The following is a 12,691-nucleotide window of genomic DNA, read 5'->3' as shown; positions in this document are numbered from 1 at the left end:
TTATTTTTTAAGCACGCTATTTTCAAATTTTTAACACCGAGGAAACTGTGCACTTGCCTATCGAATTCGAATACTGGCCCAATTTTAAGTTGAGGCCTTGGGGAGAGCTAGGTTCCTTATGCATTCAAATGGGATTGGAAGATTATGCTTCGGCCACTTTCCATATTTGGCAACTTCCTTATCACCGCACACAAAATCCCCAAGACCTGTCATTAATACTTAAAGAAGGACAAGGCACCTCCAGCGGAAAGCATGCGTTGTTGGCTTTATTAGCACATGAACATGGTCATTATGAAATATCTTTGCAGATCATCCTTTACCGAATCCATAGCCGAAACACTCCTCAACTGCGGGATGTGTTGGCCCAGCATTATATTGAAGCTTTGCCTGAAGCACATTGCTGCATCCTCTATAATGATCACTATTACGACTTCACATTCCCCAATAAACATATGATAATCGATCCCGAAGACATCATTGAAATCCACTCTGCTTTTCCTACTCAAATTCCTTTGCTTAAACATCGACTGCATTGGGCTTTGATCTTGAGTTGGTCGAAGAAATACCACTATAATCCAAATATCCTTTGGCAAATAAGAGAAACTTGTATCCAAAGATTGTCTTAGTTGTATTTTAATTACTGTTTAGTTATTTTTAATCTTATTAATTTAGCGATTTGAATGATTTTAGCCGAAATAAACCTAACCGAACTGGTAGCCATTCATCCCGTTTGTGAAGACGGAGTCACTTGCCTGCGCTTTTTTTGGAAAGGGGCCGTCATCGGTGCGGCAATAGCAATTCCAGTAGGGCCCATAGCAATACTTTGCATGCAATATGCCCTAAGTAAAGGCTTTCGTACCGCTTTTGCAGCCGGATTAGGCGCCGCCTTGGCAGACATGTGCTTCGGGCTAGTCGCCGGATTAGGTTTATCAGTAATTACAGATTGGATCCTCTACAACAAATGCTGGATTCAAATGCTGGGTGGATTTTTCCTATGCTATATCGGCGCCGAGCTTTGTTTTACAAAATCACATAAAGCAGCCTTAATCGACCAGAAAGATTCACGTATAAGTGCATTAGGATCAACATTTATGCTTACATTAGCCAATCCTCTGACCATCCTTGCATTTATGGCTCTTTTTGGAACATTTGGATTGGTTGAGGCAACTAATAATATTAAAAATACCACGTTAACCGTGGTGGGAGTTTTCTTGGGATCTCTCACCTGGTGGACTATACTTACCTACGCAGCCTCTAAGATGCGTGGTTTTTTAACAGATAAAAGCTTATTACGATTTAGAGAAATCGGTGGAGCGCTTTTATTGGCCTGTGGCGTATATGCGCTACTCGCTTGCATCTAAATAATGCGGGCTACATACTAAAGCTTTGGATATCAAAATTTTATAATGGATATTATTTATGCGACTTGACCTTCTTAGGCAATGGTCTTCCTTTACATTCCTAAACTTCACTCAATTTTTGGGAGCACTGAACGATAACATATATAAACTCGTCGTCGTTTTCTTCCTCATTAATTTGTTAGGAGAAGGCAATAGCCATATTATCCTATCTACGACGAGCGCTCTATTTGTTCTGCCTTTCCTACTCTTTTCCGCAGGGTCAGGCGTTTTGGCAGACCGCTTCAGCAAAAGCAATATCATTGTTCTCACTAAATTACTTGAAGTGATTACAATGGGCTTTGGCCTTTTTGCCTTTATCTTTGAAAGCGTATGGGCTACCTACTTTATCCTCTTTCTACTGGCTACGCAAAGCGCCATTTTCGGCCCCTCAAAGTACGGTATCGTACCGGAACTCGTCCCGTTTGATAGAATCACCAAAGCTAATGGACTTCTGACATCCTTTACCTTCGTAGCCATCATCTTAGGATCCTTCCTCGCTTCCTTCATTACGGATATCACCAACGGAGACTACATCGTAGCCTCTCTTTTCTGCTTAATGGTCAGCATCATCGGCCTTATTACTAGCTTTTGCATTGAATATACCCCACCTTCGGGGGCCGAAACGGAATTCGGTATCCGGGTCCTCCATGAGATCTATTCTTCTCTTAAAATAGCTAAAGAACAGCCTTCTCTCCTCATGGCCATCATGGGATCCTCCTTTTTCCTTTTCCTCGGCGCTTTCGTACAGTTGAACATCATTCCATTTGCTGAAGAATCTTTGGGGTTAAATACTGTCCAGGGGGGATACCTATTCTTACTTACTGCCCTAGGCATAGGCTCCGGTGCTATGATAGCAGCTAAAATATCAGGCAATACCGTAGAGTTAGGCCTCGCTCCTCTTGCAGGCTTCGGAGTTACCGTCACGTGCTACTTTATCGATTACTTTTCGACCAGCCTCGGCGCTATCCTCCCCCTTGTCGTCATCGTCGGTATGTTCGGGGGTATGTACCAAGTCCCGATGGACTCCTATATACAAGTTGCTAGCCCAAGCCACGAACGCGGACGCATCATTGCGGCCACCAACTTCCTAAGTTTTGTTGGCGTACTTCTAGCCTCTATATTGATCTATCTAAATAAGGCAGTATTTGGACTCTCTGCTGACAAAGGCTTCATCCTCGTGGGCAATATTACCCTGGCCTTTAACTTGATCCTCACCTACGTCTTCTTCGATTATGTAGCGCGTTTCCTTGCTATGGCCTTAGCCCGCCTTCACTTTAGAACTTCTTATGAAGGAACAGAAAACCTTCCAGATACCCCCGCCATTTTTGTCTGCTCCCATACTGCCTGGAATGACACACTACTCATGCTGGGCGGACAACGCCGCAGAATGCGTTTCTTTATCGAGCATGAACTAGACCACTCTCCTTGGCTGAAACGCCTTTACCATCTATTAAGGATTGTTTATGTTCCTGCGATTGAACCCCTGGAGCATAACCAAATGTGCCATACCGTCATGAGGAATGCCCTCAATAAAGGCTTCTCAGTCTGTATTTTCACAACTAATCCCAATGTGCAAGAAGAGATTGATAAATTACGCCAGTCTGAGAACTTAAATGCATTCTTAGATGAAAAACATTTCCCTGTTATACCAGTCACGATCGAAAAAGGGGAAAAACATAAACCTCACCGGTTCTTCATGCGACAGCTCAATAAAATCCATGTTCCCGCTGCGGTTATCTTTGGATCCCCTGTAAATGTATAATGAGCATGTACAGAGGAAAGAAATATAAAAAAGCCTTCCGTATTGATCCAATAGCCCTTATTCCTACAAAAGCTCAAACTGTGTTGAGCGTAATAGGAGTCGCTCTTCTCCTCATTGTTTTAAGAACTTGGCATCTTGCCGTCATAGAACATGAGGAGAAGGTCGAAGAAGCGAGCCGCCCCCAAAAGAAAATAGTCCTTGAGCCCTCCCGAAGAGGTACCATTCGCGACCGTTTCAATCTGCCTCTCGCCATCAACAAAATCCATTACCAAGCCACCGTCGTTTATAGCCAATTAGCACAAATCCCTAGCGTCCGTTGGGAAAAACAACCTGATGGCACCAACCTAAAAAAAAATAAAAGACGCGACTACATCCGTAAACTTGCCGAAACCCTAGCCTTAGAACTTAATTTAGATGCAAACCGTGTAGAAGACCTCATCCATTCCAAAGCCGCCCTTTACCATCACGTTCCATTTCTGATTAAGGATGACCTGACAGAACAGGAATACTACCGCCTAAAAATACTGGAAAAAGATTGGATAGGCCTCAATGCGCGTAGACAACCTCGCAGACACTATCCCCAAGGACGTGTAGCAGCTGATATCGTCGGCTACATGGGCGCAATCAACCGTCAGGAATATGAAAAGGTCCTCACAGAAATACGCACTCTAGAAGAATGGCAACGCCTATGGGATGAAGGAGAAGATCCTGCGCTTCCTGAAGGCTTTGAAACACATGAACAAGCACTGACCAAGCTGCTAGACCTGAAAGAAAAGGCCTACTCCATCAATGATTTCGTCGGCAAAATGGGTATTGAAGGAAAATACGAACAGACTTTACGCGGCTTTCAAGGGCAGAAAGCATTCACCACTGATGCAAGGGGCAACTTCGTACGTGAACTCCCCGGCTCACGCGAACCACTCCCGGGAAAACGGCTTCTTCTCTCTATTTCCACAGAGCTGCAAACATTTGCTGAAGAACTACTCATCATCAACGACCACCTGCGCAATGCACGTATCAGCACCTCAGGCAGTATAGAAAAGTCTGTCATAGCAGAAAAACAACCCTGGATTAAAGGCGGCTCCATCATTGCCATGGACCCAAACAACGGTGAAATCATCGCCTTAGCCAGCTATCCCCGCTACAATCCAAATGATTTTGTCGCACCAGGCAAAGCAAGAAAAAACATTCTACGCTGGTTTGAGACAGAAGATTACCTCGCAGGAATCTGGGAACAAAGACACCCCCTAATGCGGGAAAACTACGACATCTTTTCCAAAAGTCTTTTTGAAGAAGAACTCTGGATGACTTGGAATAACTTCCTGGATTTCACTCTCCCATTACAAGGTCCCTTAAGGCAAGCGATGGAAAAAATCGTCACCATCAACGACGCTATCGTTCTCCAACGCAATCCCCGCCATGAAAGATACCTCAAAGGCCTAGAATCAGACCGAGACAAAATCCTTATCTTAGATCTTTCAAGACTGGCTGTTTGGGAAAGTGCTTTCGATGACGAGCTCCTGGCAGCCTGCGGTGAAATCACTCTAACAGATCACCACGACCATTGCTGCGCTGCCTCCCAACTGCGCGATATTCTAAAACAACACAGTAAAGTCCTTTTCAGCCAACACACCTTTGCTCAATGGAAAAAAGAAAACGAGAAAGCATTTCTTGGTGATAAAAGAAAAGAGGAAAAACAACAGAAAAAGTATCCAAAACCCTATATTGACTTGCTTGATGCTGAAGAAAAAGAGCAGTTCGAGGCTTTTTGGGACCAGAATTTCCATGAAATCCTCTCTGCTTTTCTCGTCAACGCCTGGGGCGCTGTAGACATAGAAGATGAAGTCAACTTCTACTTGAATTACTTTGTTGAAAACAAAGATATCCAACTTACAGACTCATGTAAACCTCTCTGTCAGCAGTTAATCCAAACTTTGGATACACTTTCCCCTGACAACGCTTACCTTTACTTAGCCACTTTGCGTGGTTTTCAAGATCTGCAAAGGCCTTTACTAGGAAAATATCGCCCTGTAAGACGTGAAAACTCTATACAGCAAGAAAAGCACCTTGCCATGTCCTTCTATCCCCTCTACGGTTTTGGCTATGGGCGCTCGCATGCCTATAGACAAGCAACCACACAAGGATCGATATTTAAACTTGTCACCGCCTATGCAGGTTTAATACACCAGTACCTAAAAAACCCTCACGGCCCACTCAATCCCCTTACCATTACCGATAGTTGGCAGCGTCAAGGCTCCCAAGTTATTGTAGGATTCAATGAGGACAATAAACCTATCCCCCAACTCTATAAAGGGGGACGCCTGCCTAAAAGCCTGAATAAAAATATTGGCTTAACCGATATCATCAAGGCAATTGCATACTCCAGTAACCCTTACTTTTCTCTCCTCGCCGGCGATATTTTAAGCTCCCCCGAAGACCTGGCGGAAGCAGCTCGCCTATTCTCCTACGGCAGCCCTACAGGAATAGACCTGCCGGGTGAAATTGGCGGCAATATCCCCACAGACTTAGCGACAAATCGCACCGGCCTCTATGCTACAGCCATCGGACAGCACTCTCTTGTCGTTACGCCCCTGCAGGCTGCTGTCATGCTCTCAGCTTTAGCCAATGGCGGCAAGGTCGTCCAACCCAAACTCGTCTATATGTCAGCAGGGAAACACCCCCTACGCTCTCCTTTTGACATTACAGCCGTTCCTGGAAATGATTGGGAGCTGCAAGCCCTCCCAACGATTCAACGACATGAAGCCTTTATGCCCAAGGCTGTACGGGCTATTCTGCTGGAAGGAATGCATCAAGTCGTCGTAAAATCGCACCAATCCTCCATAAAGCAATTAAAAAAACTCTATCGCCGTTTTCCTGAAGCAATCAAGGATTACGAAGCCCTAGGACAGGACCTCTTAGGCAAAACAAGTACCGCCGAATCAGTAGAAGCTATCGATCTGGAAGTTCCGGACAAGAGCCGTATTTATAACCACCTATGGTACGGAGGCATACTTTTCCATCCCCAAGAAAAGAAATTCCTCTTCGAAGATAAGTTTGGGAAACCTGAACTAGTTGTTGTCGTCTATTTGCGTTACGGAAGCTACGGCAAGGATACAGCGCCTCTAGCAGCGCAAGTTGCGCTCCGATGGCGCCAAATCAAAGCAAAACATCTGCTTTCAGAGAAATAATAGACTTCTTTCGAAATTCCATTTGATTGTTAAAACTGACGATTACTTCGGATGTAATTTGATCACACCGGCATGGCGGCCTGTGATTTTCTCTCGACGATAAGAAAAGAAATCCTCTTTTTCAGTATAGGTGCATATGCCCGCAATTTCAATATTCCCCGGTAATACACCCTCTTCCTCTAATTGTTCACGCGCAATTTCCCACAAATCAAAGTGGCATTCTCCCCTCATATATTTTAGGAATGCAGCTGGCATTTCCGTTCTATAATTCAAAAACTGAGCATGATTTGGACCTAAACTAGGACCCACTCCTGCGATAATATCTGATGGCTTCGTTCCAAAGGCATCCTTCAACTTCGTCACTGCTTCTCTATAAATATTGCAAACATTCCCTCTCCATCCCGCATGAACATTCGCTGCCACATGATTTTTCGGATCGTAAAGTAGAGTACATTGACAATCGGCAAACGTCGTCATCAACATCAAATCACCTACCGCAGTAATTAATCCATCTGCTTCTAACGCATAGGGTACACCTGCATCCTGGACCACCGCCACAGTATTGCCATGCACTAATGCACTGCGGACCACACCTTTTGCCTGGATAATCTCTTTAATAAGTACAAGGTGTCTTTCTACATGCAAAAGATCATCTCCATTCTTCTCGCTAAAATTCAATCCATAAGGAACCGGACTAACCCCGCCATGTTTAAGAAAATAGGCGTGATCCAAAGGATATCCTTGCAAAATCTTAAATTCTAGCCAGCTTATTCCGTTTTTAGTTTTATGAATCATAAATCCCTAGATAAATAGATTAACATAATTATAAAAGTAACTTTACATAACTTAAATAATTTAAATCTAATATATAATTAAATAAGAGTAATGAATTATGACATGGAGGTCATATGCCTGACAATATTCCACCAAGCGGGGGCATCAGTGAATGGTTTAAACATCCCATCGACTCTGCAAAATCGTTCATTACTCCAAAGGAAAATCTTGAGCAAAAATCTGACGAATCCGTCTATAAGCGCATACAAGATTTCTTTTATTGGGCTAAAGTCGAGTCCAAACCTCAAAGCAAGGTTATCAAAGGAACTAGCCTCATAGGAGCCGCTCAAATATTCAGTTTCCCTGGTTTTATGATTGGCTATATTATAGGCGGCGCAATCGGAGCGACTAGAGGGCTTTTTAAATCCAAAAATAGCGATAAACCCAGAATTCAAGAAGTTAAAGATCGTGCATCGGAAGGAATCCAAATCGCAACCCGATTAGCTGCTATCCTTCCCACTACTTGGATTGCAATGGGCTTAGCCTCTTGGGGTGAAAAATATATTAAGGAAGTGACTCCTTTTGAATCTGAATCGAATAATACCATTGAAAAATCTTTCTCCCTAGCTAACTTAATTCTTAGTAAGGGACATGTTCCCCTCAAAATGAAAACTCATGAAGATGCTTCTTTACCCCCAAAAAAAGAGATTCACACAATAATGCGACAAGCTTCTTCCTCACAACTCCTAAACAATTACCTAGAATCGATAAAGTTTTCACCTCCAGAAAGTGTGGGGCCTGAGGCTAATAATCTCATCCAAAAATATGTTCAAGATAAGACAAGTTTTTTTAGAGCGAATTTCAAGCTAGGAAATTCAGAACACCTTAAAGAAATCCAACAACTTAAAACCATGCTTAAAGAAGCAGAAGAGGGCAATATATTTCCCCTACGCGAAGCTGTAATTAAACATCACGGCAAAGAAGATGAATGGGGGCTCCAACCAGATTTCAACCTTCCCACTACCCATATCCGAGACATCACTGTCGATTTGAGCCCTAAAAATACCCCTGTCTCTTCAAACTGGGTAAAGGCCTCCCTAAAAGAAAAAAACACACGCTCCACCTCAACACAAGTTCGATATGACCTTTTCAAAGGCGCTCACAGAAAAAATCTTACTCTTACAACTGCCGCCCCAAGCCCCTACCTTTCCAAACAATCTTTCAGCCACTCACCCACTCTCAATGTACATTCTAAAGGCGGTATCCCTTATTTAACTTTTGTACGTTGGAAGGACGCCCCCATCGATGCAGAACTAGAATGCTTCCCTGCCTTAGCAGAAGCAATAGATTCCAATATCATCCCCTATAAAGATCAGAATGTCCCCCTCGCTACCGCAATCAGAAATCTCTCTCCTGATTACACATACGAAGCTTCTAAGGGAAATGATACAAACTATATCCCTCTAAAAAATGCCCCCCCAGTCAATGTGATGGTCATAGAACTGCCCGTTAAACCCTCTGATTCTCTCTCCCCTGAGGAATTCGCTAAACTCTCCTGGCAAATCACGAGCGCGGAATTCAATGCCTTCGAAACAACCCTAGTCACTGAAGATGAATATGAAAACTCTGATCGCCACGTCCTAGTCCCCCTAGGCATTGAATCCTCTAAAGAAGAACTCTTCATCCGCGCCGCACTCTTCATCACCGAAGCCAGCCTCCGACAAGTTCCCATAGCCATTCCTGACAATAGTCCAATAGAATTTCTACTGGCCCTAGATGTGGTCAACGAATATATCATCCCTGAAATAAAAGAAGGCTCCGACCGCGAAAGAATCGTCTCCGTCATCGCCGACGCAGCTCAACAAATAAAAAATATCCCTCCCGATGAAACAACCTAACATTTGTAGTTAAATAACCCACCCTTTAGACTCCGCCTCATATGCCTAAATAGCTCAGCTGGTAGAGCAGTGCTTTCGTAAAGCAAAGGTCGTCGGTTCGACTCCGGCTTTGGGCACATTACCGAACGTTTTGTCAGAAATGTCCAAACGTTCGGCTTTTTTATGCCCAAATTCCTGTTGAAACTTGCCTATAAGGGCAACTGCTTCATTGAGCCCAGTGGTTCGATAATTTCCGTTCTCGAAAATCAATTTTCCAGTGAATATCGAACCAAGGAGTTTTTTTCTGATGTATGGCGATGTTTGTTGGTAATGAAACTGTAAATTCCCCAAAAGGGATAGCCCATAACGGCAATACTTCACAAAATTACTATCTGTGTTTTTTAGTCGTGATAGTTGAATCTGAAGCCTTTGAATTTCGTCTTTAGTAGATGTTTTCATCCGTTGATAAGAATCTTTTTCTAAATCTCCATTCACAAACATTTCATCAATTTTAAGAAGTTTGGCTTCGAGTTCTTGCACGCTTTTCTGGTAATGATTGATTTCTTTCTCCCTATCTCCCTCTTTTGTCTTAAAGATGTCCTCCATGATTGCCATATAGAGATTGGAGGCTTCAGGATGCACTTGAAAACTCTTAAGATAATCAGAAAAGGCTAAGTTAGCTTCTTCTGCCTTTATTCGTTCTTTGCAGCCATTCTGACAATGATAATAAAAATATTTACCTCCATTTTCTGTAGAACCACTGCCAGTCCAGGAAGCGTTGCATTTAGGACATTGAAGTAATCTTCTTAAAGGGAGCTCATCTCTATAGTTGATCTTTTCTATACGCGAAGCATTCTTTTCCAGAATTTTTGCCAGGACATTTTGAACCTTATCAAAAAGCTCCATCGAAATGATTGCTTCATGAACGCCTACTATGACTTGTTCTTCTTCCTCTCCAAGCTTAGGCACAATTATCTGTGGAATGGTACATCTCCAATCGATTTTTAAAGCGTGAACCTCGGCAAAAGAGATCTATCAAAAATTCCGAAGATGAATTTTTCTCATTTTTTAGTTCAGTATTTTCTTGCACGGAAGGCATTTTTTATCCCCTTATCTGGAAAAATAAAAAATTACGTTTCTCTTTCCTTTCCAGTGTTTATTTTAATAAGAAAGGACTGGTTCTATTAAGGAAGGGGTGTACTAGGGATTGTTGAGTAGAGTCCCAGCTAAGAGAGATGGGACCCAATTTCGGCTGGGTTCTTTGATTTATCCATCACATAATCTTTCAAGAGAGAGGATCGTACGTAACACACAAATCCATGTGTTTCAGTTAAGCCCGTTAAAAAGGCTGGAACGGCTCTTTTATCGCCACCATTCCTCACAAAATCCTCCCTCTATTTTTGATTATTTTTGGAAACAAGCTGTACTTTCCATTGTAAGAGTGGGTGTGAGTTGATCTTTTCAATCAAATATTGATCTTGTGTGATTAGCGCCGCTTCAATCACGCCTCTCTCAAATATCCCTTCAAGAAAAGCTTGTTCATTATCACTCAAAGGAAAAAGAATATTCAAAGCATGTCTACATTCAATCAACAATTGATTAGTCCACTCTAACCAATCATTTTTGTGAAATGTCTGTTTTCTAAGAACGGGTATAAGTTGATTTTTGAGTTCTCTTTCCTCAAATTGAATCGTTTCAATCGATATCTGTCGCCAGTCTTTTGACCCCATTGCACTATATACAAGACACGCAAGCCGAAGTTGTTCAGTATTTAAAGAGCATTTGGTTAGAAGTTGATGAGCATCGAATAGGTCACGAGAAGCATGCCGACCAAATAGCGCTGAGAGTTTGCCTGCTCCTAATTCATGTATGTCTAGAAGGGTTATTTCTTTTATTTTGCGATTTCCAATTACATGTGAACATTGTTTATGTATTCCATACAATGACACTCTAAACATAAAGTTTAAATCTACTTCTAAGTTACCGCCACCTCCAAAGGCACTTTCATAGCGAAGTTGCCATTTTCCTCCTGCATGTTTTTCGGGGATTTTTCGGATACTTAAGCCTTCTCTTTTGAATAGCCATTAAATGCCAGACTTTCTCCATAATTTCCGGGCGAAACCCTGTTTTTTCTGCTTCGCTTATCAATTCTTGTTCAGATATTTTCATTAGGTTCTTCCCATTCACGATTAATTAAACTTAGAGGAACAATCAAATTCCACTTAGTAATCATTTTTTGAGGTTGTTTTGGATTTCGTTCTAAGTAATGAGGTTTAAGAGGGCAGTGTTTGCGAAGCTTTTCAAGATAGTCCTCAGTAATCATTAACTCTTCTCGATGGCTCTCTAAGAAAAATCCGAGTTTAGCAATTGTTGTCGCGTTTCCTAAAAGAAGAGCATATGCAAAAACCTGATCCAGATCAAAGTATTCGATACTTTCAAGCGAAAGCCAAATCTCCTCCCAAGAACCGCATAAATATGGACGATCTAAAGTATCCACTAATGTACGTTCAAGAGTTGTTACCAAAATCTCTTGTCCGAGCCGATTAATGGATTGCACTCCGAATGTTTCGTTGTTGGATGCTTTCAATGCTGAGGGCATAGACACAGCCTTATACATAATATCTTGAAAAACAAAAGGAGCCATTACTCGTTTTTTCGAGAGATAAACAAATTCACTTTGGACTGTGTGAAGTTTTCCATGCAGATCAAGGGCCGTTCGATAGGCAAGTACCGCATCTTCTGCCATTTTACTAGCCACTAAAAAGGGATCAACCGAACAATGATTTGGATCCGAACCTTTAGGTATTGAATAATATAACCCCCGCCGAATGTGGAGAATGTGGTTTTGCTCTTGATGATAAGCTAGTAGATTGTAAAGGGTGGAATTTTTGACAGAAGAACCCTTACTCATGGAAAGAGCGTTCGCAAGCTCCTTAATATTAAAGACTTTATGTAGAGCAAAAAAATCATCTAACTTCATAAACTTCACTTGAAAAATTTCTTGATTACTACTAATAGTAGTAGGTGTTTTCAAGAAAATTATCAAGTTAGGAAGGTGGCTTAGTCAGAAGTGTCTTAATGAGTAATTCGGCTAACCATTTTTCGTATTCATCTGAGGACCAACCTCTCTCAACAACCAGCATCCGATAAAGATCTCTCCCAGTGAAAGCCCAAAGAATGTCCCTAACCTTAGTAAGACTAAGGCTGTCAATAAAAGCCTTTTCATTTGCCATTGCTTCGGCCATATCTTTTTGTCTTTGATATCGTCGTCTCTCCCTTTCAATTTCTAAACCTTTAAATACTGGATCTAAAATCGACGCTCCTCGCAGAAAACCTAATTGAGTCTTCTCTGCATCATAAAGCTGCCTGGCAATGCTAGCTGTAATTTCAAGGCGTTTTCGAGGACATGTTTCTTTCTTTCCCTGTTCAACAAGAGCTTCAAATTGCTCAGGAGAAAGGGCTTCATCCATTAAGCCAAGTAAAATCCCACGTTTCGATTGAAAAATAGAATAGATAGAAGGGGCTGAAACTTGTGCCTCCCTAGCTATCTCATCTATAGTTACGTTCTCGAGGCCTTTGGACTCAAATAGCATTTTTGCACAAGCCAAAATGCGATTCTTCGTCTCTTGTGACTGTGCTTTCCTGGACTCAGAATAATAGGAGCGTTTCTTTGATGTTGACATATTGGCT

The 12,691-nt window shown here is 42.2% G+C and carries 9 protein-coding genes and 1 tRNA gene; 6 read left to right on the top strand and 4 right to left on the bottom strand.

Features of this window, described 5'->3' with window-relative positions:
• Positions 1–47: 47 nt before the first annotated feature.
• Genes WC222_06295 through WC222_06280 form a run of 4 tightly spaced genes read left to right on the top strand, consistent with a single transcriptional unit; the run spans position 48 to position 6,350 of the window.
• The gene (locus WC222_06295; protein MFA6915988.1) at positions 48–626 is read left to right on the top strand and encodes a hypothetical protein; all 579 of its coding nucleotides are present in this window, start codon (positions 48–50) and stop codon (positions 624–626) included.
• Between the two features lie 54 nt (positions 627–680).
• Positions 681–1,361 carry a LysE family transporter gene (locus WC222_06290; protein MFA6915987.1) on the top strand — a complete coding sequence of 227 codons (681 nt, stop codon included), beginning with the start codon at positions 681–683 and terminating at the stop codon, positions 1,359–1,361.
• Positions 1,362–1,419: 58 nt separating this feature from the next.
• A complete protein-coding gene (locus WC222_06285) occupies positions 1,420–3,162 on the top strand; it encodes an MFS transporter (protein MFA6915986.1) in 1,743 nt (580 codons plus the stop codon).
• On the top strand, positions 3,162–6,350 hold the full coding sequence (locus WC222_06280) for a penicillin-binding transpeptidase domain-containing protein (protein ID MFA6915985.1): 3,189 nt from the start codon (positions 3,162–3,164) through the stop codon (positions 6,348–6,350). The genes WC222_06285 and WC222_06280 overlap by 1 nt, the downstream gene beginning before the upstream one ends.
• 42 nt (positions 6,351–6,392) lie before the next feature.
• Here WC222_06280 and pgeF read toward each other — a convergent pair whose 3' ends face one another.
• Positions 6,393–7,145, bottom strand: coding sequence for a peptidoglycan editing factor PgeF (gene pgeF, locus WC222_06275; GenBank protein MFA6915984.1), 753 nt, complete (start codon positions 7,143–7,145; stop codon positions 6,393–6,395).
• Between the two features lie 113 nt (positions 7,146–7,258).
• Here pgeF and WC222_06270 point away from each other — a divergent pair, with 113 nt between their 5' ends.
• Both WC222_06270 and WC222_06265 read left to right on the top strand, forming a co-directional pair.
• Positions 7,259–9,022, top strand: coding sequence for a hypothetical protein (locus tag WC222_06270; protein ID MFA6915983.1), 1,764 nt, complete (start codon positions 7,259–7,261; stop codon positions 9,020–9,022).
• A gap of 43 nt (positions 9,023–9,065) precedes the next feature.
• Positions 9,066–9,138 (top strand) — tRNA-Thr (locus WC222_06265).
• A gap of 1,257 nt (positions 9,139–10,395) precedes the next feature.
• On the opposite strand, the gene WC222_06260 is transcribed toward WC222_06265, so the two are convergent.
• From WC222_06260 to WC222_06250, 3 genes are all read right to left on the bottom strand, one after another.
• Positions 10,396–11,049, bottom strand: coding sequence for a nucleotidyl transferase AbiEii/AbiGii toxin family protein (locus WC222_06260; protein MFA6915982.1), 654 nt, complete (start codon positions 11,047–11,049; stop codon positions 10,396–10,398).
• A gap of 107 nt (positions 11,050–11,156) precedes the next feature.
• On the bottom strand, positions 11,157–12,035 hold the full coding sequence (locus WC222_06255; protein MFA6915981.1) for a hypothetical protein: 879 nt from the start codon (positions 12,033–12,035) through the stop codon (positions 11,157–11,159).
• Positions 12,036–12,048: 13 nt separating this feature from the next.
• Positions 12,049–12,684, bottom strand: a complete 636-nt coding sequence (locus WC222_06250) for a TetR/AcrR family transcriptional regulator (GenBank protein ID MFA6915980.1) — start codon at positions 12,682–12,684, stop codon at positions 12,049–12,051.
• Positions 12,685–12,691 lie beyond the last annotated feature (7 nt).

This window comes from Parachlamydiales bacterium, assembly GCA_041671045.1.
Lineage (GTDB): Bacteria > Chlamydiota > Chlamydiia > Chlamydiales > JABDDJ01 > JABDDJ01.
This window is presented reverse-complemented; position numbering and strand designations above follow the sequence as displayed.